Source organism: Rhizobium album, from assembly GCF_003122325.1.
Lineage (GTDB): Bacteria > Pseudomonadota > Alphaproteobacteria > Rhizobiales > Rhizobiaceae > Metarhizobium > Metarhizobium album.
Window position 1 is genome coordinate 243,701 of the sequence record NZ_QFBC01000008.1, and the last position, 23,280, is coordinate 266,980.

The 23,280-nt window shown below is 63.6% G+C and carries 17 protein-coding genes and 1 CRISPR repeat array; of the genes, 16 read left to right on the top strand and 1 reads right to left on the bottom strand.

What is annotated here, in order from left to right; genetic code table 11:
* The first annotated feature begins 26 nt into the window (after positions 1-26).
* The 9 genes from DEM27_RS18685 (at position 27) to DEM27_RS18725 (ending at position 11,918) form a co-directional block, all read left to right on the top strand.
* A complete protein-coding gene (locus DEM27_RS18685; RefSeq protein ID WP_109459760.1) occupies positions 27-1,193 on the top strand; it encodes an ABC transporter substrate-binding protein in 1,167 nt (388 codons plus the stop codon).
* An 82-nt stretch (positions 1,194-1,275) separates the two neighbouring features.
* The gene (locus tag DEM27_RS18690) at positions 1,276-3,099 is read left to right on the top strand and encodes a sugar ABC transporter ATP-binding protein (protein WP_245445924.1); all 1,824 of its coding nucleotides are present in this window, start codon (positions 1,276-1,278) and stop codon (positions 3,097-3,099) included.
* Positions 3,096-4,478 (top strand): ABC transporter permease, encoded by a 1,383-nt coding sequence (locus DEM27_RS18695; protein ID WP_245445926.1) that lies wholly within the window; start codon positions 3,096-3,098, stop codon positions 4,476-4,478. The genes DEM27_RS18690 and DEM27_RS18695 overlap by 4 nt, the downstream gene beginning before the upstream one ends.
* Positions 4,478-5,845 carry an ABC transporter permease gene (locus DEM27_RS18700; protein WP_109459761.1) on the top strand — a complete coding sequence of 456 codons (1,368 nt, stop codon included), beginning with the start codon at positions 4,478-4,480 and terminating at the stop codon, positions 5,843-5,845. The genes DEM27_RS18695 and DEM27_RS18700 overlap by 1 nt, the downstream gene beginning before the upstream one ends.
* 49 nt (positions 5,846-5,894) lie before the next feature.
* Positions 5,895-6,596 carry a bacteriorhodopsin gene (locus DEM27_RS18705; RefSeq protein WP_109459762.1) on the top strand — a complete coding sequence of 234 codons (702 nt, stop codon included), beginning with the start codon at positions 5,895-5,897 and terminating at the stop codon, positions 6,594-6,596.
* 48 nt (positions 6,597-6,644) lie between these two features.
* Positions 6,645-8,324, top strand: coding sequence for a flotillin family protein (locus DEM27_RS18710; RefSeq protein ID WP_109459763.1), 1,680 nt, complete (start codon positions 6,645-6,647; stop codon positions 8,322-8,324).
* 75 nt (positions 8,325-8,399) lie between these two features.
* Positions 8,400-8,828: a hypothetical protein gene (locus tag DEM27_RS18715; protein WP_109459764.1), complete on the top strand. Its 429-nt coding sequence runs from the start codon at positions 8,400-8,402 to the stop codon at positions 8,826-8,828.
* Positions 8,825-10,738, top strand: coding sequence for a sodium:solute symporter family transporter (locus DEM27_RS18720; protein WP_109459765.1), 1,914 nt, complete (start codon positions 8,825-8,827; stop codon positions 10,736-10,738). Before DEM27_RS18715 ends, DEM27_RS18720 begins: the two co-directional genes overlap by 4 nt.
* 22 nt (positions 10,739-10,760) lie before the next feature.
* Positions 10,761-11,918, top strand: a complete 1,158-nt coding sequence (locus tag DEM27_RS18725; protein ID WP_109459766.1) for an iron-containing alcohol dehydrogenase — start codon at positions 10,761-10,763, stop codon at positions 11,916-11,918.
* 39 nt (positions 11,919-11,957) lie between these two features.
* Here DEM27_RS18725 and DEM27_RS18730 read toward each other — a convergent pair whose 3' ends face one another.
* Positions 11,958-13,115 carry an HD-GYP domain-containing protein gene (locus tag DEM27_RS18730; RefSeq protein ID WP_205908918.1) on the bottom strand — a complete coding sequence of 386 codons (1,158 nt, stop codon included), beginning with the start codon at positions 13,113-13,115 and terminating at the stop codon, positions 11,958-11,960.
* Positions 13,116-13,391: 276 nt separating this feature from the next.
* On the opposite strand from DEM27_RS18730, the gene cas3 reads away from it, so the two are divergent.
* The 7 genes from cas3 to cas2 are packed head-to-tail and all read left to right on the top strand — an operon-like array spanning position 13,392 to position 21,054.
* Positions 13,392-15,644 carry a CRISPR-associated helicase Cas3' gene (gene cas3 / locus DEM27_RS18735; protein ID WP_109459767.1) on the top strand — a complete coding sequence of 751 codons (2,253 nt, stop codon included), beginning with the start codon at positions 13,392-13,394 and terminating at the stop codon, positions 15,642-15,644.
* Positions 15,645-15,675: 31 nt separating this feature from the next.
* Entirely contained in the window at positions 15,676-16,344 is a 669-nt protein-coding gene (gene cas5c / locus DEM27_RS18740) for a type I-C CRISPR-associated protein Cas5c (RefSeq protein ID WP_109459768.1), read from the top strand.
* Positions 16,341-18,086, top strand: a complete 1,746-nt coding sequence (gene cas8c, locus DEM27_RS18745) for a type I-C CRISPR-associated protein Cas8c/Csd1 (RefSeq protein ID WP_109459769.1) — start codon at positions 16,341-16,343, stop codon at positions 18,084-18,086. Before cas5c ends, cas8c begins: the two co-directional genes overlap by 4 nt.
* Positions 18,083-19,036 (top strand): type I-C CRISPR-associated protein Cas7/Csd2, encoded by a 954-nt coding sequence (gene cas7c / locus DEM27_RS18750; RefSeq protein ID WP_109459770.1) that lies wholly within the window; start codon positions 18,083-18,085, stop codon positions 19,034-19,036. The genes cas8c and cas7c overlap by 4 nt, the downstream gene beginning before the upstream one ends.
* 3 nt (positions 19,037-19,039) lie before the next feature.
* Entirely contained in the window at positions 19,040-19,723 is a 684-nt protein-coding gene (cas4, locus tag DEM27_RS18755; protein WP_109459771.1) for a CRISPR-associated protein Cas4, read from the top strand.
* Positions 19,720-20,754, top strand: coding sequence for a type I-C CRISPR-associated endonuclease Cas1c (cas1c, locus tag DEM27_RS18760; protein ID WP_109459772.1), 1,035 nt, complete (start codon positions 19,720-19,722; stop codon positions 20,752-20,754). The genes cas4 and cas1c overlap by 4 nt, the downstream gene beginning before the upstream one ends.
* Positions 20,755-20,763: 9 nt before the next feature.
* Positions 20,764-21,054 (top strand): CRISPR-associated endonuclease Cas2, encoded by a 291-nt coding sequence (gene cas2, locus DEM27_RS18765; RefSeq protein WP_109459773.1) that lies wholly within the window; start codon positions 20,764-20,766, stop codon positions 21,052-21,054.
* A 205-nt stretch (positions 21,055-21,259) separates the two neighbouring features.
* Positions 21,260-23,060: direct repeats of the CRISPR family, unit length 31 nt; unit sequence GTCGCCTCCTCGCGGGGGCGTGGATTGAAAC.
* Positions 23,061-23,280: the final 220 nt, after the last annotated feature.

Consider the following 23,280-nt stretch of genomic DNA (forward strand, 5'->3'; position numbering starts at 1 on the left):
GACATACCAACCTGGAGGAGTTGAATATGCTAAAGAAATTCGCCTGCGCGGCGGCGTTCCTCGTCGCCGCCGCGATCGGGGCGCATGCCGAGGGGCTCGACGAGATCAATCCCGACGTGGCAAAGCGCCTCTACAACAAGGACATGCTCGACCCGATGCAGCCGATCGGCCCGAGCAAGTGGCGTGACTTCAAGGCGAAGAACCCGCCGCCGTGGAAGATCGGCTACGCCTCGTCCTACGCCGGCAACACCTGGCGCGCCGCCGCCATGGATGAGCTGCAGAACGTCATCGTTCCCGAGTGGAAGCAGCTCGGTCTGCTCTCCGACGTGATCATCACCCAGTCTAACCTCAACGATGCGACGCAGATCCAGCAGATCCGTCAGCTCGTCGACCAGGGCGTCGACGCGATCATCCTCTGCTGCTCCAACCCGACGGCGCTGAACGCTTCGGTCAAGTATGCCGCCGACAAGGGCGTCCCGGTCTTTTCGATGACCGGCTACCTGACCTCGGAATATGCCGTGAACTCCTCCGTCAACTATCAGGTCGGCGGCTACGAGATCGGCAAGGCGATGGTCGACCAGCTCGGCGGCAAGGGCAACGTGCTGGTGGTCGAAGGCATACCGGGCACGTCCGGCTCCGACAGCCAGAACCGCGGCGTGCTCGCCGGTCTCGCCTCCTCGCCGGACATCAAGATCGTCGGCTCGGTCGCCGGCATGTGGACCGACCAGGTGGCGCAGGGCGAAGTGCAGAAGTGGCTTGCCACCAATCCGGGCAAGCTCGACGGCATCGTCGTGCAGTCGGCGGCGGAAATGGGCGTGCTGCGCGCCGTGCAGCAGGCCGGCCGTGGCGAAATCCCGGTCGCCATCGGCGGCGAGTTGGGCGCACTGTGCCAGTGGCGCAAGAACCCCGACTACATCAACTACTCCTTCCAGCTCTGGCCGCCGGCCGACGATATCGAGCTGATGTGGCATGTGATGATGCGCACGCTGCAGGGACAGGGCCCGAAGATCCAGTCGATCCTCGTCGACCCCGTCAAGCTGACGCATGACGATCTCAAGGCCGTCATGAACGAGGATTGCTCGGTCGATACCGCCGAATGGCTGAAGGTCGGCGCCAAGCGCTGGGGTTACGACCCGTCCTACCTCGACGACTTCTTCCTGCATCCCGCCGATCCGAAGGCCTACAAGCCCTGATCGCTGAAGGGGCCGGCTTGCCGGCCCCTCTCATCACCATCATCGTTTTTCGCTTCGCTCTTTACGCCCCGAAGGGATCGTCATGGCGTCTTCCGCCCCAGATATCGAACACGTGACAAGCCGGGAGACGATCCTCGTGCGTGGCGTGAAGAAATATTTCGGGCCGACCCGGGCGCTGGACGGCGTTTCCTTTTCTGCCCGCGCCGGCGAGATCCACGCCATCGTCGGCGGCAACGGCTGCGGCAAGAGCACGCTTGCCAAGGTGGTTTCCGGCATCCTGCCCATCGACGGCGGCACGGTGTCGATCCTCGGCGAAACCCCGTCGACGCCGGCCGAAAGCCGGGCGCTCGGCATCTCCACCGTCTACCAGGAAGTGCTGGTCGCCGACGAAAGCTCCGTTGTCGACAACATCTTCATGGGCGCCGACCGGCTGTTCTCAAAGACGCTGTCGCAGGAGCGCAAGGTCGCCCGCGCCGCGGAACTGATGGAGGAACTGTCCGGCGAACCCGTCGATCCGCATGCGCTGGTCGGCACGCTGCCGCTCGGCCTCAAGCAGTGGATCACCATCGCCCGCGCGCTGCTGTCCGAACCGAAAATCCTGATCCTCGACGAAAGCTCGGCGGCGCTCGACTTCGACAGCACCGAACGCCTGTTCGCCCGCATGCGGGCGCTGCGCAACCGCGGCACGACCGTGCTGATCGTCACCCACCGCATCGCCGAACTGATCCGCATCTCCGACCGCGCCACCGTGCTGCGTGACGGACGCGACGTCGGCGTTCTGGAAAAAGCCGAGATCACCGAACGCAACCTGCTGGCGCTGATGACCGGCGAGGACCGCGGCACGAGCCATGCCGTGCACACGGCACCGCAGCCGCGCACGCCGGAGCGCGCCATGAAGGCGCGCAACCTCGCCGTCTGGCCGAATGCCCGCAGCTTCGATTTCGACCTGCGCCGCGGCGAGATCGTCGGCGTCGCCGGGCTGGACGGGCAAGGGCAGGATGCCTTCGTGCGCGTGCTTGCCGGTGTTGCGCCCGCCGCCCGCGGCCTGGTGCAGGTGGCCGACCGCAACGATGGCTGGCTGCCGGTGCGCACGCTCGGCGAGGCGGTCAAGGGCCGCATCGCCTACGTCTCGGGCGACCGCAAGCGGGAGGGCATCTTCGCCTCGCTGTCGATCTTCGAAAACATGGTGATGCCGCTCTACCGCGAAAAGAAGCGCGCCGGCATCCTCGGCATCATCGACCGCCCGACGCTGACGACGATTTTTAAACGCGAGGCCGAAAATCTCCTGATCAAGTTCGGCGCCAAGGAAGACCGCATCACCTCGCTTTCCGGCGGCAACCAGCAGAAGGTGCTGATCGGCCGCGGTTTCGCGATGCGTCCCGACGTCATCGTGCTCAACGATCCGGCGCGCGGCATCGACGTCGGCGCCAAGACGGAGCTTTACAAGCATCTGCGCGCCTTTGCCGAAGAGGGCAGGGCGGTCGTCTACATGTCCTCGGAAATCGAGGAGTTTCTGGGCTTTGCCACCCGCGTCATCGTCTTCCGGGACGGTGCGCCGTTCGACGCTTTCGACGGACGTGCGTTGGAAACGAAACGCGTTCTGGAAGCCATGTTCGGCCAGACCTCGGGTGAAGGTCTGGCGACCGCCCACGGGCTGACGCCGAAGCGGGCCAGGACGGAGCGGAGCGGCGGTGCACCCGAGGGCGACGGTGTTCGCGTGCAGGTTTCCGTGCCCGCAGAGATCAAGGCGACGTTGCGCTCCGGTCACGACGGCCTGTCGCCGCAGCAGGTGCCGGTCGAGCGCTTGGTGGCGACGGCCACGCCAAAGGTTGCGATGGCGCCGAAAACCATCCGCGTCGTCGAATTCGGTGCCGAAGGCCAGCCGCGCAGCGGGGCATCGCGATGAGTACGGCGGCGATCACGACCCCGACGGCGAAAACAGAGGCGCAGGGCGGGCGATCCAACCCGTTCCTGTTGATGCCGATCACGCTGTTCTTCGCGTTGCTCGCCGTGGCGGTGCTGCGCGCGCCGAGCCTGATGTCGGCCTCGGGTATCGGCGCGGCGATCATCGTCGTCACGCCGCTGATCCTTGCCACCTACACGCTGATGGCCTCGACCATTTCCGGCCGTGGCACCGTCGACCTTTCCGTCGGTCCGCTGATCGGCTTCATCAACGTCACGCTGATCCAGCTGCACGGCGCCGGCCTCCTGGAAAATCCCATCGCCGTCTTCCTCTATTGCATGGCCGTCGGCGCGCTCTACCAGCTGATCTTTTCGCTGATCGTCATCTATGTGCGCGTGCAGCCGATCATCGTGTCGCTTTCGGGGTATCTGGCGCTCAGCGGCATCAACCTCGTCATCCTGCCGCGGCCGGGCGGCATGGCGCCGGCCTTCATGGCGGAATGGGGATACGGCACCTCGATCTTCTCGCCGATCCTGATCATCCTGCTGCTGGCCACCGCCGCCTGGCTGCTGTTCACCGCCACCGCCTTCTACACCCACCTGCGCCTGATGGGTTCGGACGAGCGCGCCGCCTACACGTCCGGCGTGCCGATCACCATCGTGCGCATCGGCGCGCATATGATCTCGGGCTGCTTTGCCGGCCTGGCCGCCATCTGCTTCACCGCGCTGATCTCTTCCGGCGACCCGTCGCAGGGCACCACCTACACGCTGATCGCCGTCACCGCGCTGGTGCTCGGCGGCGCCTCGCTGGGGGGCGGGCGCGGCGGCGTGTTCGGGTCGGCGCTGGGGGCGATCAACCTCTACCTCATCACCTATGTGCTCTCGACCTTCAATTTCGGCACTGTCCAGAGTTTCGTCACCAACCTGGCCTATGGCGCGATCCTCGTCATCTCGCTGCTGTTGACGCTGCTGATCCCCGTCATCCAGCGCCGCATCCGCAATTTTTCGCCGCTGCTCTATTTCGTGGCGCTCTCCGTCGTCGTGCTCGGCATCATCCTGCACGCTATCTTCGATTATGGCGCGCTCGGCGCCGCAGGTGCCATCGTTCCCGGCCCGCTCGACATGCAGGCGGCGCTGACCGGCCCGCTGGAAATCGCCACGGTTTCGCCGGAGACCGAGGCGCTGCGGATCGCCGCCGCCCCGCTCGTGCTGTCGGTGCTGCTCCTGATCGTCATCGCCGTGTTCGTGCGTCTCGCGGTCGGCCAGTCGAACCGCCGCACGCTGGCGCCGGCCGTCGCCGTGGTCGTCGCGGCACTGGTCCTTGCCGGCGCCTATGTCATGGCCGAAGGCGTGCGCGGGCCTGAAACGGAGGCGGTCGAGTGATGGAAAAGCTGCCGCAGATCAGCCTGCCCGCCCGCATCCTCGGCCTTGCCATCGCCATCGTGCTCACCGCGCTCGGCGTCGGCTTCGGTTTTGCCCAGGCACTTTCCGTTCAGGTGATCATCCTGTCGGCGATCGCCACGATGGCGCTGTTCGTCTGGGCATGGCGCTTCGTCATCGGCCAGTTCCTCGATCCGGCCGCGACCGCTGTCGCCGTCGAAGGGCCGAGCCCGCTGCGCACCGCCTGGCTGCAGTACCGCTGGCCACTGCTCGGTCTGGCGCTGATCCTCATCGCCTTCCTGGTGCTGTCGCTGACGGTCGAGGCCTTCTTCAATATCTGGAACGTCATCTCGCTGATCATCCTGCTGGCGATCCTCATCCTGACGCGCACGCTCGGGCGGCAGTTCCAGCAGAACCGCTCCGCCTTCATCGGCATCATGGTGCTGGCCGGGCTGTTTTCCGTCGGCTCGATGAACATCGAAGGGTTCGCCTCCGGCAACAACATCAAGTCGATGCTGCTGTTCGCCTCCTTCCTCGGCCTCGCCTCCATCGGCCAGACGCTGGTGGCGCTGCTCGGCGGTCTCGACCTGTCGATCCCCTTCATCATCGGTGCGGCGAATGTCGGCCTGCTCTACCTGATCGGCCTCGGCGTGCCGCCATGGCTCGCCACGCTGATCGTGCTCGCCATCGGGGCTCTGTTCGGCGTGATCAACGGGTTCCTGAGCTACAAGCTGCAAGGGCAGGCATTGATCGTCACCCTCGGCACCGGCTTTGCCATCTCCGGCGGCGTGCAGATCGTCACCTCGATCGGTTCGGCCTATTCCGGCAACGTCTTCGGCACCGTGCCGGCGTGGCTGTCCAACATCTCGGCGATGAACGGCTCCACCTTCGGCCTTTCCTTCCCGCCGGTCATCGCCATCTGGGCGCTGATCGCGCTCATCCTCATCCTGGCGCTCAGGCTGACGGTCTACGGGCGTTTCCTTTACGCCCTCGGCGTCAACCGCACCTCGGCCAGCCGGGTGATGATCTCGGAGATGCGTTACTGGGTGATCGCCTATGCGCTCTCCGGCTTCTTCGCGGCGCTGACCGGCGGCTTGCTGCTCGGCTGGTCGGGCGGCGGCTTCATCGGCGTCGGCGACCAGTATCTGTTCCTGACGCTCGCCGCCGTGGTGGTCGGCGGAACGTCGCTGCTCGGCGGCGCCGGCGGATACGGCTTTACGGTCATCGGCGTGCTGGTGCTGCAGGTTCTGTCCAGCTTCCTCGTCGGCATCGGCCTCGATTTCAAATGGCAACAATTCATCTTCGGGCTGCTGATCCTGCCGATGGTGGCGCTCTATGCCCGTTCGCCGCACATCCGAACGCAGATCTGAGGGGTAGGCGACATGGCGCAAACGAATTTCCGGAAAGGGAGACAGTAACATGGCGGTGTATCAGACGACCGATCTGGCGGCGGCGAGCTATTCGGTCGCGCTCTTCGGGCTGGCCGCGACCGCGATCCTGCTGCTGATCGGCACGACCTGGGTCAGCCGCAGCTGGCGCCTGCCGGTGACGCTGTGTGCCGTCGCAGCACTCGTCGGCGTCGGTGCCGCCCACGAGGCGCGCGATGCGTGGCTCGCCGGCAACGGCGTGCCGGTGGTCTATCATTATGTCGGCTGGTCGGTATCGATGCCGCTGCAGGTGATGGCGCTGTATTTCCTGGCGCAAACGGCCGGGCGCCTGAGTGCCGGCCTGTTCTGGCGGCTCGTCGTCGTTTCCGTGCTGATGGTGTTCGTGCGGTATCTCGGCGAGGCGCAATACATGCACGCCACGCTCGCCTTCCTCATCGGCCTCGTCTTCTGGCTCTATATTTTGGGCGAACTCTATTTCGGCCGCATGGACGAAGCCGTCCGTTCTTCTACCGGCGATTACCTGCGCCGCGGCTATTTCTGGCTGCGCCTGATCGTCACCATCGGCTGGGCGATCTATCCGCTCGGCAATTTCCTCACCGCCTTTGCCGGCATGGTCGACGACGGCAGCCTGTCGGTCGCCTACAACCTCGCCGACATTCTCAATCGCATGGCCTTCGGCATCGCCGTCCTGGCGACGGGCGTGCTCGTTTCGGAGGAGACGCGACATGCCTGATCCGCGGCCCATGCCTTCCATTCCTGCTCATTCAAGAGGTACACGTCCATGAAGGGTGCAGACGTCATTGCAATCATCATACTGGCAGCGATCGTCATCGCCGTTGCCGCCTATCTTCTGCACTGGCTCTATCGCCGCTCGACGAAGGATGTGAGCTTCGTGCGCACCGGCTTCGGCGGCGAGAAGGTGATCATGGGCGGCGGCGCGCTGGTGCTGCCGATCCTCCATGATCTGACGGAAGTCAACATGAACACGCTGCGCCTGGAAGTCACTCGGGCGCGGGAAAAGTCGCTGATCACCAAGGACCGCATGCGTGTGGAGCTGACGGTGGAATTCTACGTCCGCGTCTCGCCCAACATCGAGGCGGTGGCGACCGCTGCCCGAAGCCTCGGCAACCGCACCATGAACGCCGAACAGCTGAAGGACCTGATCCAGGGCCGGTTCGTCGACGCCATGGGCGGCGCGGCGGCAAAAATGTCGCTGGAGCAGATTCACGAAAATCGCCAGGCCTTCGTCCGCGAGGTCCGGCAGGAGGTCACCGAAAGCCTGTCGCTCGACGGGCTGGAGCTGGAATCCGTGTCGCTCACCTCGCTCGACCAGACCGACATCAAGCTCTTCGACCCGTCGAACACCTTTGACGCCGAAGGCCTGACGCGCCTGACCGAACAGATCGAAAGCCGCAAGAAGAAGCGCAACGACATCGAGAAGGACACCGAGGTCGCCATCCGCGCCAAGAACCTCGAAGCGGAAAAGCGCAGCCTGGAAATCCAGCGCGACAGCGAATATGCGCGGCTTGCCCACGAGGCCGAAGTGTCGATCGAGCGCGCCACGCGCAAATCCGAGATCGCTGCCGAAAATGCCTCGCGCGAACGCGAGATCGAAGCGATCAAGCTGCGGGAACGCGAAGCCGTCGAGCGGGCTCGCATCGACATGGAGCGCGAGGTCGAGGCGCTGGACATCAAGCGCCGCGAGTTGATCCAGATCGAGGACCAGACCCGCGAGATCGCCGTGTCCATCAAATCGAAGGAGCGTTCCGAAGCGCAAGCACAAGCGGAAGCGGCACGCGCGGCGATGGTCGAGGCGCAGGAGCGTGTGCAGACCATCCGCGACACCGAGATCGCCAACCGCCAGAAGGCCATCGAACTGATCGAGGCGGAACGCGCCGCCGAATCCGAGGCCGTCAAGGTCCGCATCCTCGCCGAGGCCGAAAAGGCCGCCGCCCAGGATCGCGCCGACGCCGACCGGATCGCCGTCGCGGCGCTGGAAGAACGGCTGCGGGTCGAGGCGGAAGGCAAGGAAAAGCTCAACGCCGCCGAGAACCTGCGCTCCGATGCCTCCCGCAAGTCGGCGTTGCACAAGGCGCTGGTCGAGAATCTGCCATCGATCATCCGCGAAAGCGTCAAGCCGATGGAGAAGATCGAAGGCATCAAGATCATGCATGTCGAGGGCCTGCCCGGTCTTTCCGGGGCTGTCGGCGGCGGCTCGTCCGGCATGCCTTCCGGTGCGGACGGATCGGGACCGCGTGACGGCAACCTCGCCGAACAGGTGGTGAGCTCGGCCTTGCGCTACCGCACGCAGGCGCCGTTCGTCGACACTTTGCTCGGCGAAATCGGTCTGTCGGGCGACACCGTCCACCGCACCCATACGCTGAGCGACCTGTCGAAGATCGTCTACACCGAGCCCTCCGCGCCCGAACCACCGCGCGGCCGTGAAAAGCGGACCAACTGAGTCCCAGCTAAGCTTGGGGAGCGAGGCCGTTTCCGCTCGCTCCCCTGACCGTCCAAAACACAGGAAGACCAGTCCATGTCCCAAAAGGGTCCGAACGTCGAACGAAGCATCCTGGTCTTCTCGGTCTGGGCCGTGCTCGGCTTTTTCGGCCTCGGCTGCTTCCTGGAAGGTCTGGCGCGGGATCTCTTTCTTCTTTCGGCGCTCGGCGTCGGCGTGATCATCGCCGCCTTCGTCGCCCATATCGTCATCAACGGCATCTTCGCGACCGGCTTTACGCCGGGCGAGGCGGCACTCGGCATCGGCGCCTACGGCCTGCTCGGGCTGGTGTTCATCGTCGGCGCCATCGGTGGCGAGATGACCATGGCCGACTATTACTCCGGACTGCTGCTCTTTGGCCTGCTGGCCGCCGGTTTCCTCGCCTATCTGCTGACCCGCCACGGCATGCGCACCGCCTTCTCGCAATTCCATATCAAGCCCGCCGGAGTGCAGGAGGCACGCAAATGACCTGGCTGCCGCTCTACGGGCTGTTCTACGCCGCAGTGACCCTTTACTGGGCTCGCGTTGCCGCTGCCGAAAACCGCAATGTCGAGACCTATTTCTCTGCCGGTCATAGCGTCGCGCCGTGGATTTCCGCCCTGGTGATCGCCGGCGCCAGCCTGTCCGGCTGGGCGCTGCTCGACGGTGCGGCGCGGATCGGCTCGGCCGGCTTCGGCCTGCCCGCCCTGTTGCAGGCCGGCATCGCGCTCGCCTTGCCGGGCGTGTTCTTCTTCAAACGCCTGTGGCTGATCGGCCAGCGGCTGCGGCTTTCCTCGCTCAACGAGGTGCTGCGCGCCTATTACGGCTCGGAATTCCTGGTGGTGTTTGCCACCGTCGTCGCCGTGCTGTTTGCCGTCGCCTTCGCCGGATTGCAGCTGGCGGCGCTGGCGCGGCTGGTGGTGCTGCTGACCGCCGGCGAGGTATCGATGCCGGTGGCCGCCGCCCTGCTGTCGCTGGTGCTTTTCGGCTACGTGGTGATCGGCGGCATGCGGGCGGTCGGTTATCTCGGCGCTGTCCAGGCGGTGCTTGCCGCAACGGCGATCGCCGGTTTTGCCGGCTTCTCGCTGATCAGCCTTGGCGGTTTTGGCGCGCTGAACAGCGGGCTTGCCGCTTTGGCCGCCGATCCCGCGAAAGCGGGAGCCTTCATCGTGTCCGGCGTCGTGCAGTTTACTGCCGGCGCCGGCCGGGAAGCCGCCGCCCTGCATGACGGCACGGCCGTCGCCAGCCTGTCCGTCGCCTTCGCCCTGATGGGATTCCAGGCGAGCCCGCTGGCGATCAAGATGGTGCTCTCCACCCGCAGCCCGCGCGGCATCGCCGCCGGGCAGACCTGGGTGATGGCCGGTGCCTTCGGCGGGCTGATCGCGCTCTGCATTGCCTGCATCGGTGCGGCGGCGTTGGTGAACCCCGGGCTCGGCGTTTCCGGCCTGCTTGCCTCGCTTTCCCCCTGGTTCGGCGCCTGGCTGTTCATCGGCCTGCTCGCCGGCGTCCAGCTGATGGCGGGGCTTGCCCTGATCACGGCCGGCGAAGCGCTCGTCCGCAATCTTTACAAGCCGTGGTTCCACGGCCGGCTCGACCGGCGCGATACGGTCAACCTGACGCGGATCGTCATCGGCCTGCTGGCGCTCGTTTCGGTGCTGCTGCAGGTCCTGACCCCGGTGACCCTGACGGTCCTCGCCTCGCTTGCCCTGCCTCTGGCGTTCCAGCTCTGGACGCCGCTGCTCGGCATTACCTGGCTGCGCTGGATCACCCGCCCGGCCGCCGTCACCGGCGTCGGATTCGGCATTGCCGGCGTGCTGTTGACCGAACCGTTCGGCATCGCCGTCCTTTTCTTTTTCGGCCTGGACCTGCCGTGGGGGAGAGCGCCTTGGACGATCCATTCCGCTGCCTGGGGCATGGCCGCCAATCTCGCGGTGACGCTTCTGGTTTCGGCCTTTACCCAAAGACGCGGTTTTGGCGAACAGGCGCTGGAGGCACGCCGCTTTCTCCTCGAAACGGTGCGTTCGCGCCCGCGGGTGATGGCGTTGCGTTCGACGGCGTGGTCGATTGCGCTCGCCTGGTTTTTCCTCGCCGTCGGTCCTGGCCTGATCTTCGGCAACTACGCTTTCCTCGGCCCGGACGGCAGCTGGCCGCTCGGTATGCCGTCGCTCTGGGGCTGGGGGCTCATGTTCTGGGTCGCGGGGCTGGGGCTTGTCTGGTTTCTGTCCTACAAGATGGAAATGGCAAGTCCGCTGGCGGGTGAGGTGCCTGCTTATGAACCGCCGCCGCGGCTGCGCATCGATCAACATCAACGCGAAGCCGAGAGGCTGCGGGCATTGGTGATCACCGCCGCGGTCGGCTTCGGCCTGGTCGTTCTGACCGCGCTCGCCTTCGGCCGATAATTTGAATTTTTGGAGAACAGACATGCCGCCCTTTGTCTTCAACACCACTCGCAGCATCCAGTTCGGCGCAGGCGCCCTGGCCAAGCTTGCCGACATCGTCCGGGCCGGTATCGGCACGCGCGTCATGCTCGTCACCGATCCCGGGATGATGAGCACCGGCATCGTCGAACGGGCATTGGACATCCTCACATCCGGCGGCATCGAGGTGACGCTGTTCTCCGAGGTCGAGGCGGATCCGCCGGAAGCCGTCATCCATCTTGCCACCGACAAGGCGCGTGCCGCAGGCGTGGAAGGGGTCGTCGGCCTCGGTGGCGGCTCGTCGCTCGATGTCGCGAAGCTGGTTGCCCTGCTGGCGGTGGGCAAGGAGGAACTCAAGGGCGTCTATGGCGTCGGCAATGCCAAGGGGCCGCGGCTGCCGCTGATCCTGGTGCCGACGACGTCCGGCACCGGATCGGAAGTGACGCCGATCTCGATCGTTACCACCGGCGCCTCGGAAAAGATGGGCGTCGTCTCGCCGGTGCTTTTGCCCGACGTGGCTCTTCTCGATCCCGAGCTGACCTATGGCCTGCCGCCGCATGTGACCGCCGCGACCGGCATCGATGCAATGGTACACGCCATCGAAGCCTATGCCTCGGCGAGCGCCAACAACAATCCGCTGTCGCGCGCTCTCGCGGTCCAGGCCCTGCAACTGATGGGCGCGGCACTGTTGCGGGCCGTCCGCAACGGCAAGGATGAAAGCGCGCGGGCCGACATGCTGCTCGGCTCCATGCTCGCCGGCCAGGCATTCGCGAACTCGCCCGTCGCAGCCGTCCACGCGCTTGCCTATCCGCTGGGCGGGCATTTCCATATCCCGCACGGCCTGTCGAACGCGCTGGTGCTGCCGCACGTGCTGCGCTTCAATGCCGTGACCGCACACGAGGCCTATGTGGATCTCGCGCCGCATGCCTTTCCCGCCCTGGCGAAACTGGAAGGGCAGGAGCGGGTGGCCGCCTTCTGCGACGCGCTGGCGCAATTGTCGCGCGATTGCGGCCTGCCGCAGACCCTGCGCGACATGAAGATCGGCGAGGACTGGCTGCCGCGGCTGGCAAAGGATGCGATGAACCAGACCCGCCTGCTCGTCAACAACCCGCGCCCGGTGAGCGAGGCGGACGCACTGGCGATCTATCGCGCCGCGTTTTGACCCGCTGCATATCTGGAAAAACGGGCCTCGGTGCGCTGCCTACGGATCGATGAACTGGCGATGGATCTCATCAAAGATTGGCGCGGTGGCTTCGAAGAGATCGACAAGGACAGGGTCGAAATGTTTGCCTTTTTCGCTCCTGATCAGGGCGACGGCCTCCATGTGCGGAATAGCCTTCTTGTAGACCCGTTCCGAGACGAGCGCATCGTAGACATCGGCAATGGCCATGAGCCGCCCGGACAGAGGGATGTCGATTTTCGAGAGGCCCCGCGGATAGCCTGAGCCATCCCATCTTTCGTGATGAGTAAAGGCGATTTCCTTGGCCACGGCGAGGAATGTACTTGCACCAAGTCTTTTTTCCGCAGCCTCGATCGCGCGTCGCCCCAATTCGGCGTGTGTCTGCATGATCGCGTATTCCTCGGCGTCGAGCTTGCCGGGCTTGAGAAGTATCTTGTCCGGTACGCCGATCTTGCCGATATCGTGGAGCGGCGCCGATTTGAAGATCAGCTCGATCATCGCATCGTCCAGCAGTTCGGGAAACAGGGGACGTGCCGCTTCGGCGAGGGCGCGCACATAATGTTGTGTGCGATAGATATGATTGCCGGTCTCGTTGTCGCGAACTTCGGCGAGCGAGGCCATCGCAAAAATAATGGCGTCCTTGGCCCGCACCGCTTCCTCACGAGACGCAATGAGGGCATCGAGCAGCGAAACATTGGTGAGCGCCACCGCGGCGCTGTTGGCTATGCGTTTCAGCCGGCGCAGCTGTTCGTTCGTCGGCACATGCCGGCGTGCCCAGTAGGCGCCGATCGCCGCCACCGGATCGTCCATCCGCACCGGCACCATGGTCAGGCTTTTGACGAAGGTCGGCCGATAGGCTGCATGCGGAATGCGATCGTCGGCATAGATGTCTTCGATGATCACCACCTGGCGATTGATCATCGCCCAGCCCGAGATGCAGGTCTCCACCGGGAAGCGCTGGCCTTTCCATAGCGGCGAAATCGCATCTTCATCGGCGTAGAAGCATTTGTCGTCTTCGCGCAGCACGAAGGTAATGCCGTCGGCTCCCACGAGCGCTCTCGCATTGTTGCGCACGACGTCCATCACCTCGTCGATGCCGCGCGCCATCGACAGTTGCAAAATCAGATCGTCGACGGGATCGGCACCGTCTTCCAAGGCATGACGTGCGAGTTTGCTCATTTTCAAAGACAATCATACGAGTGCTAAGAATGCATGACCGCAAAATGCAAAAATTGACAATTGCAAATTTAAACGAGCCTGGGTCAGATCTGCACTTTATCCAATTGCCTTGACAATATCCCGAGGCCCGACCCGCTCTTTCGGCTTCGCGCTCAGGTTTTCGCCGAGGCAGGTCCTCGGTCGCCCGTTCCCTTGTGGAAAGATCGGTCGGGCGTTCGCATGGTCGATGACAATATTCCTGCCTTATGTAATCTGGGCGTGTGCTGGAGAGGTGATATGCCCTATTATGCGCATTCCGGACGCGCTGACGACAAGAGCGACTGGCAGGGACTGAAGGAGCATCTCGAACAGGTTGCGGCATTGGCCGGCCAAATGGCCGAAGCGCTGGGCCTGGGCAAGGCGGCCATGCTTGCGGGGCGGTTCCACGATCTCGGAAAATACACGCTGGACTTCCAGAAACGTCTCACGGGCACCGAAATCAGCGTCGATCATTCGACAGCCGGTGCCTGGCATATTCTCCAGGCCGTACAGGGCGAGGACAGGTTCATCGCCGAACTGATCGCCTACGCCATTCTTGGCCATCACGCCGGATTGCCGGACAAGCGCGGCAGCGAAGCCGCCCTGACGGAGCGGATTGCCGGCTTCAAAAGCGCGTTGCTGGACAAGGCCTGGCGGACGGAAATCAGCGCCGACCTTTCCGGATTGATGCCCGGTTTTTCATGGGCGGACACCAGGGAAAGGCTCGCTTTCCAGATGGCCTTTTGCGGCCGCATGCTGTTTTCCTGCCTGGTGGATGCCGATTTCAAGGATACGGAGGCATATTATTCGGCGCTGGAGGGGCGTTACCCGGATCGTGTGTGGCAGCCGTTGCAAACACTTTTGCCGCAGTTCATTGCCGGATTCGAGCGGCACATGGCCGACAAAAAGAGCAAGCCAAGCGATCTCAACACGCTGAGATCCGAAATCCTCGCCCATGTGCGCGAAATGACGCGGGAAAAGCCCGGCCTCTTCACCCTCACGGTGCCGACCGGCGGCGGCAAGACGCTGGCCTCCCTGGCTTTTGCTCTCGATCATGCCCAGGCCCACGGACACAACCGCATCATCTATGCCATCCCGTTCACGTCGATCATCGACCAGACGGCTGCGATTTTCCGGGATGTTCTAGGCGACGAGCACGTGCTCGAGCATCATTCGGCTATCGATGAGGAAAAGTTCGATTCAAGGCAGGGTCGGGAAAGCCGGGACAAGCTGAAGCTGGCCATGGAGGATTGGGCGGCGCCGGTGGTGGTGACCACCAATGTGCAGCTTTTCGAAAGCCTGTTTGCGGCAAGGACGTCGCGGGCGCGAAAACTTCACAATATCGCCGGTTCCATCATCATCCTGGACGAGGCCCAGACCATTCCCCGGCATCTGCTCTCGCCTGCCGTTCGTGCCCTCGACGAACTGGCGCGCAACTACAAATGCACCATCGTGCTGTGCACGGCGACACAGCCGGCGCTGGACGAGAGAAATTTTCCGCCCATGCATCCGGCAGGGCTCCCCCTCGCAGGCCGCGAACTGGCGCCCGACCCCGAGCGGCTGGCGCGACAATTGCGGCGCGTGACGATCCAGCGCGCCGGCGAAATGGGCAATGCCGATCTCATTGCGGCGCTGGAGGAGACGCCCCAGGGGCTGGTCATCGTCAACAGCCGCAAACACGCGCTCGAGCTTTTCCGCGAGGCGGAGGCGGTTGGATTGACGGGCCTCGTTCATCTCACGACGCGGCAATACGCGGCCCATCGCCGCGAGATTCTCGCGGATATCAGGCAAAGGTTGCGCGGTGAGGCGCCATGCCGGGTGATTGCCACCAGCCTGGTGGAGGCGGGTGTCGACGTGGATTTCCCAAAAGTCTGGCGGGCCGAAGCGGGGTTGGATTCCATCGCCCAGGCCGCCGGACGCTGCAACCGGGAGGGCAGGCGGCCGGTGGAGGCGAGCATCGTCACCGTGTTTTCCGCGCCCGACTATCCCCCGCCTTCCGAGATCAAAGGGCTGATCGCCGATACCGCACGCATGGTCGACAAGCATGAAGACCTGCTGTCTCCCGCGGCCATCGCGGCCTATTTCGAGGAAGTCTATTGGCGCGTCGGCATCAAAGGCCTTGATGGCAAATCGATCCTCGATCGCTTCCGGATGGACAAGACCGGAACCGACTTTGCCTATCGCAGCGTGGCCGCGGATTTCCGCATGATCGAGAGCCAGATGGTGCCCGTCATCATTGCCCGCGACGAGGCTGCGAAAAAGGCGGTGGACGAACTGGGAATACCGGAAATTCCCTCTGGCACCCTCGCCACAAAGTTGCAAACATATGTCGTGCAGGTACCACTCAAGGCACGCGAGCTGATGCGGGAGAATGGGCATGTTGCCTTCATCCACCCGGAAATCCGGGGCGATCAGTTCGCGGTGCTGCAGACGGCGAGCATGTATGAGGAGGAGATCGGCTTGTTGTGGGAGAACGCCGATTATCTCTCGATGGAGAGTCTGTTGATCTAACATTCCGGTTCGTAAGGTGGGGGGAGAGAACTTGCCGTATGGAATCCGATTAAAGGTTTCAGGCGACTACGCCTGTTTCACCAGGCCAGAGATGAAGGTCGAGCGCGTCAGTTACGACGTCCCGACACCCTCGGCCGCGCGGGGGATCTTGGACGCGATCCATTGGAAACCGGCCATCCGGTGGATCATCGATGCCATCCATGTGCTAAAACCCATCCGTTTCCAGTCGATCCGGCGCAACGAGGTAGGCGGCAAGGCACCGGCCGGCAAGATCAGGAGCGCGATGAAGCGCGGCGATCTCGCGGACCTGCAATTGCTGGTGGATGAGGATCGCCAGCAGCGAGCCTCCACCGTGCTTGTCAAGCCGGCCTATGTCATCGAGGCGCATTTCGAGCTGACGGACAAGGCCGGCGCCGATGACAACGAGGGCAAACATCTCGACATCTTCAACCGGCGTGCCGCGCGCGGGCAGTGTTTTCACCAGCCATGCCTCGGCACGCGGGAATTTGCGGCGCATTTCGAACTCCTGCCCGCCGACGCGCCGCTTCCGGACGCGATCCGCGAGACCCGCGACCTTGGCTTCATGCTGTTCGACATCGACCATCAGGCCAAGGACCGGCCGTCGCTGTTCTTTCGCGCCATGCTGGAAGACGGGGTCGTGAAAGTGCCGCCACCGAATTCCCCGGAGATCCGCCGATGAGTATCCTGGCCTCGCTCGCAAGAGCCTATGACCGGCTGCCGGATGCTCCGCCCTTCGGCTTCTCGTCGGAAAAGATCGGTTTCCTGATTTCATTGAATGCGGATGGAGGCATGGTTTCCGTGAGCGACCTGCGGACGGGGGAGGGCAAGAAGAAGGTCGCGCCGACCATGCTGGTGCCGCAACCGGTCAAGCGGACGGCAGGCATTGCGCCGAACTTTCTCTGGGACAAGACCTCCTATGTCCTGGGCGTGACCGCAGGGGAGGGAAAGCGCACGGCGGACGAGCATGCAGCCTTCATCCAGCGTCATGAAACCGATCTGGCCAATACGGAGGATGCCGGTCTCCGTGCCTTGCTGCTTTTCCTGAAAAACTGGACCGCCGACCAGTTTGCGGCCCCGGGCTGGCCGGAGGAGATGAAGGACCAGAACGTGGTGTTCGCGCTGGAGGACGAGCGGCTGAGGAACATCCGGCTCCACGACCGGCCGGCGGCGAAGGAACTTTGGGGCAGGCTTTCCGCGGCGGGTGACCGGGACGCCCGGATTTGCCTCGTCACCGGTGAACCAGGCCCTGTCGCCCGGCTTCATCCTTCGATCAAGGGCGTCTGGGGCGCCCAGTCCTCGGGGGCGGCCCTCGTTTCCTTCAATCTGGACTCCTTTACCTCCTTCGGTCACGAACAGGGCGACAATGCCCCCGTTTCCGAACTCGCCGCCGCCAAATACACCACCGCCCTCAACCGGTTCCTGGAGCGCGACAGCGGCCACCGCATCCAGATCGGCGATGCCTCGACGGTGTTCTGGGCGGATGCTTCCGAGGCAAATTCGGACGCTGCCGAGCTTGCGGAAAGCGTCTTCAGCGGAATGCTCGATACCGTCGATGAAAGGATGCAGTCGAGCAAGGTCGGAGATGTCCTCGCGAAAATCCGCGAGGGAAGGCCGGTTGCGAGCTTCGATCCGGATCTTGCCGAAGGCGTGCGTTTCCATGTGCTTGGCCTGGCGCCCAATGCCGCGCGTCTTGCGATCCGCTTCTATTTCGAAGACAGTTTCGGCGCCTTGGCGGAAAACTACCGGAAGTTCGTGTCCGACATGCGCGTTATGCCGGAGCCGAAGGAGGGCTATCCTCCGCTCTGGCGCTATCTTCTTGAAACGGCCGTGCTCGGCAAGCGGGAAAATATCGCGCCGAATCTGGCCGGCGAGTGGATGCGCGCCATCCTGAACGGGACGAATTATCCCCTCACGCTGATGTCTTCCGTGCTGACGCGCATTCGTGCCGACGGCGAGGTGAACGCCTTGCGTATCGGCATCCTCAAAGCTCTGATTGTTCGCAATTTCAAGGAGGAGGCACCCGTGGGCCTGGACGAGACGAACGACAACAAAGGTTATCTACTGGGTCGGCTTTTTGCGACCTATGAACAGATCCAGACGGCAGCACTCGGCTCCAAGGTCAATGCCACGATCAAGGACAAATATTACGGAGCTGCTTCAGCGCAGCCGCGTAAAGTATTCCCGGTGTTGGAGAAGGGCTCCGCCAATCACTTGTCCAAGGTCGGCAAGCAGAAGCCGGGCTACAAGGTTGTGCTGGAGCGACAGGTTTCGGGCATCATGACGTTGATGAGCCCGGGCGACAATCCCTATCCGGTATCGCTTCCTGCCGAAGATCAAGCGCTCTTCGGGCTGGGGTACTACCACCAGAAATTTAAACGCAAGGAAACGGAAACAATCGTTTCGGGGGAGACCGCAGAATGACCATCCTCGCAAACCGCTATGACTTCGTCCTGATCTTCGATGTCGCCAACGGCAATCCGAACGGCGATCCCGATGCGGGCAATTTTCCGCGCCTCGATCCGGAAACCAACAAGGGTCTGGTCTCCGACGTCAGCCTCAAGCGCAAGATCCGCAACTACGTGGAACTGGCCCGCGAAAAGCAGGATGGTTTTCATATCTACGTGCAGGAGGGCGCGATCCTCAACGAAAAACACCGTCAGGCCTACAAGGCGCTACGCCCGGATGATTCCAAGGTCGAGAAGGATGCCAAGCTTAATCCGAAGGATGATGCGGAGGCGGCAAAGCTGCGCGATTTCATGTGCATGAACTTCTTCGACGTGCGGACTTTTGGTGCTGTCATGTCCACCGGCATCAATTGCGGCCAGGTGAAAGGCCCGGTGCAACTAACGTTTGCGACTTCCGTCGAACCGATCATGCCGCTCGAAATCTCCATCACGCGCATGGCTGCCACCAACGAGGCGGAAAAGAAGCAGAAAGCGGAAGGCGACGACAGCAACGAGCGCACCGACAACCGCACGATGGGTCGTAAACATATCGTACCCTACGGGCTCTATGTTGCCCACGGCTTTATCTCGGCCAAATTCGCGGAGCGCACGCAGTTTTCAGAAAGCGATCTTGATCTCTTGTTCGAGGCCCTTGGCAGCATGTTCGAGCACGACCGAGCCGCGGCGCGCGGCGAAATGACGACGCGCAAGCTGATTGTCTTCAAGCATGAAAATCCACTGGGCAACGCCCCGGCCGGCCAACTGTTCGATCGTGTGAAGATCGGCCGCAACGTGGGAGGCGAATTCCGCGATGTCGATGACAATCGGATCGACAACGAACCGCCGGCCCGCAAGTTTTCCGACTACATCGTCACAATCGACGACAAGAACCTGCCCGCGGGCGTCGAAATCATCGAAAAGCTGTAGACGATGGAAACGGCGGGGGAGAATGCCGGCGAGGGGGCGGACGAACCCATCCCTTTGTCCGCGCTGCAACACGCCGTCTATTGCCTGCGGCAGGCGGCCCTGATCCATCTCGAACGGGTCTGGGTCGACAACCGCTTTACCGCCGAGGGCAATGTGCTGCATGCGGTGGCCGACAAGGGCGGATCGCGAAAGGGGCGGGGCACGCGCCGGGTCATGGCGCTGCCGCTCGCCTCGAAGCGGCTGAACATTGCCGGTGTCGCCGATCTCGTCGAATTCCACCCGGTGGAGGGAGCCGGTCCAGGTCGGGAGCTTGCCTTTCCGATCGAATACAAGCGCGGCAAGCCGAAGCTGCACCGTGCCGACGAGGTGCAGCTTTGCGCCCAGGCTCTCTGCCTGGAAGAAATGACCGGACAGCCGGTTCCGGAAGGCGCCCTGTTCTATGCCGAGACGAAGCGCCGGCTTGTCGTGCCTTTCGATACCGAGCTGCGCCGGCTGACGGAAGAGACGGTCAGGGGTCTGCAGGCCGTCTTCGACAGCCGGGCGACACCGCCGCCGACGACCCGTCGCGAACGCTGCCGGGCCTGCTCCCTCATCGAACTCTGTCGCCCCGACATGGTGGCGAGGCCCGTGCGGGCCTGGCGGGGCCGCATGCTGCAGAAGCTGCTGGCGGAGGAGCCGACGCCGTGAAGAAGCTGCTCAACACGCTGTATGTCACCACCGAAAATGCATCGCTGCGCAAGGACGGTGAAAATCTCGTGGCGGAGGTGGAGGGTGTCGAGCGCGTCCGTGTGCCGCTGCACATGCTGGCCTCGGTGGCGGTGTTCGGCGCCATTTTCATTTCCCCGGCGTTGATGGCGGCCTGCGCCGGCGCGGGCATCACCATCGTGATGCTCGATCGCAACGGCCGGTTTCAGGCGCGTGTCGAAGGCCCGGTGACCGGCAACGTGCTGCTGCGCCGGGCGCAATACCGCGCGTCCGAGCGGCCCGACGAGATCGTCCGCTCGATCGTCATCGGCAAGATCGCCAACCAGCGTTCGGTGCTGATGCGCTCCTTGCGCGACTACGGGCCGGACTTTTCGGAAGCCGACCGGGCGGCGCTCACCGTCGCTACCGAACGATTGGCGCGTATCATCCGGCGGGTGGAGCTTGCCGACGAGGGGCTGGATGCCTTGCGCGGCTCGGAGGGCGAGGCCGCCAGCCTCTATTTTTCGGTGTTCGATCACCTGATCCGCTCGCCGGACGAGGAGATGCGCTGGAAGGGCCGCTCGCGCCGCCCGCCGCTCGATCCGGTCAATGCGCTGCTTTCCTTCCTTTACACCTTGCTTACCCATGATTGCCGCAGCGCCTGCGAAAGTGTCGGGCTCGATCCTGCCGTCGGTTTCCTTCACCGCGACCGGCCCGGCCGCCCAAGCCTGGCGCTCGACCTGATGGAAGAGATGCGGCCGGTCCTGGCCGACCGGCTTGCCCTGTCGCTGATCAACCGGCGGCAACTGCGGGCGAAGGATTTCGAGACGCGTGACGGCGGCTCCGTGATGATGTCGGACGATGCCCGCAAGCTGGTTCTGACGGCCTGGCAGGAGCGCAAGAAGGACGAGCGGCTGCACCCTTTCCTGGAGGAAAAGGCGCCGCTGGGCCTGACGCCTTATCTGCAGGCCCAGATGCTGGCCGGCCATCTGCGCGGCGATCTCGACGCCTATCCGCCCTGGTTCTGGAAATAGGAGGCGACCATGCTGGTGCTGGTGACCTACGACGTCAACACCATCGAAGGAAACGGCGCGGCCCGGCTGCGCGGCGTCGCCAAGGCCTGCCGGGATTATGGCCAGCGCGTCCAGTTTTCGGTCTTTGAGATCGAGGTCGATCCGGCGCAATGGGTGAAGCTGAAGGCGCGGCTGGAAAGCATCATCAAACCGGAGTTCGACAGCCTGCGCTATTATTACCTCGGCGCCAACTGGCAGCGGAAAGTGGAACACATCGGCGCCAAACCGGCCACTGACTTGGGCGGTACGCTGATTGTCTGACGCCACGGGCCCGTTGAGGAGAAGGAGCGCGAATCGCAAGCGTGTCGAAAAAACCGGCACTGTTCGCACCCATGCCAGCCCCTTGAAATCGTAAGAAAAATCTTCCACCCGGCATTTCCGGGCGACGATCCGCTTGTGTTTTTTGGGCGAATGCGCGCGAAGGTTTTGCTTTTCTCTGTGCCGGCAATGGGTTAGCACAGAGGCCGTCGCCTCCTCGCGGGGGCGTGGATTGAAACACCGGCAGGCCTGTATCGTCGGCGGCTGGGTCCAGGTCGCCTCCTCGCGGGGGCGTGGATTGAAACGCTGGCCCTCGATCTTGAAACCAGCGTCCTCATCGTCGCCTCCTCGCGGGGGCGTGGATTGAAACTCGAAGATCGACGATTTGACATCGCGCATCTATGTCGCCTCCTCGCGGGGGCGTGGATTGAAACACCTACTACACCTCGGCAAGCGCTGCGGCAATCGGGTCGCCTCCTCGCGGGGGCGTGGATTGAAACGATTAATTCTGCAGTCGTAGCAAGCTTCGACATTGTCGCCTCCTCGCGGGGGCGTGGATTGAAACGACATCAGCGAGATCGCGCGAAAGGATCTCGTCACGTCGCCTCCTCGCGGGGGCGTGGATTGAAACTACCTCGACGGCATTCTGCCGGCGCCGTAAGCGACCGTCGCCTCCTCGCGGGGGCGTGGATTGAAACCAGCCTGACGGCGTCAACAGTGACATGAGCTACACGTCGCCTCCTCGCGGGGGCGTGGATTGAAACAGCACCCCTTGACGATCGAGCGGGTTTGGTCCGGCGGTCGCCTCCTCGCGGGGGCGTGGATTGAAACGTTGTGGGGCTGCGGGGCGAGTGCTCTACCTGGATGTCGCCTCCTCGCGGGGGCGTGGATTGAAACGAAAACTCCAGATGGATGCGTCCGCCGAGCGTGAAGGTCGCCTCCTCGCGGGGGCGTGGATTGAAACCGCGTCTTAACCCGAAATATGTTGATGCCGTCCTCGTCGCCTCCTCGCGGGGGCGTGGATTGAAACTCGAAATTGACAGCTGTTTCATCGGAGTTTCCGGGTCGCCTCCTCGCGGGGGCGTGGATTGAAACATGTCCGTGTTTGTGCTCCTGACAACAAATCTGTGTCGCCTCCTCGCGGGGGCGTGGATTGAAACACGGATCGCGACAGCATCGACCACTACCTGACGCGTCGCCTCCTCGCGGGGGCGTGGATTGAAACAGCTTTCCGGACCGCAGATCCGCCGCCTTTCCGGGTCGCCTCCTCGCGGGGGCGTGGATTGAAACACGGCGTTGACCCGCGAAACGACGCCGGACGACGTCGCCTCCTCGCGGGGGCGTGGATTGAAACACGCGCGGTGATCTGCTGAAATGCAGGAAGCGGCACGTCGCCTCCTCGCGGGGGCGTGGATTGAAACTGAATCAGCAGCAGTGGACCGGGCCGACGACGGTCGCCTCCTCGCGGGGGCGTGGATTGAAACGGTCATTGGTCCCAATCCGCTGAAGCTCGCCACGAGGTCGCCTCCTCGCGGGGGCGTGGATTGAAACAATGCCGCCGTGAAGCTGAAACCGAACCCAACCCCCGTCGCCTCCTCGCGGGGGCGTGGATTGAAACCGAGCGCGTGAAGAAGCGCCAGCACCTCGAAATCGTCGCCTCCTCGCGGGGGCGTGGATTGAAACACTCAAGCGGGAACTCTTCTGATCGATGCTGCGGCGTCGCCTCCTCGCGGGGGCGTGGATTGAAACAATCGAGACCTCGCCATCAGTCGTCGGGAGCGGTGTCGCCTCCTCGCGGGGGCGTGGATTGAAACTCAACGAAGTGCGCGCCACCGTCGATGAGTTGATCGTCGCCTCCTCGCGGGGGCGTGGATTGAAACGATCTCGGGATCGACGGGCTGCAGGCGGTCACTGTCGCCTCCTCGCGGGGGCGTGGATTGAAACACGATAGACCTCTCGCTGTCGCGGTCGATCCGCAGTCGCCTCCTCGCGGGGGCGTGGATTGAAACATTGCCGGCATTGCGGCGAGTACGACGACGGGATCGTGTCCCAGGAGATGGTGTAGCTTCGGCGATCGCCGTGCCTTCCGGACAGAGCCGGGCATTGATCAGCTTGCTGCTGGCAGGCTGATGAGCGGATCATCGCTCATCGCGGCGATGGTTTCCAGTGTCATATAGCGGGATCGTTGGACTGCCCATTCATCGTTTTGTTCGAGTAGCAGCGCGCCAA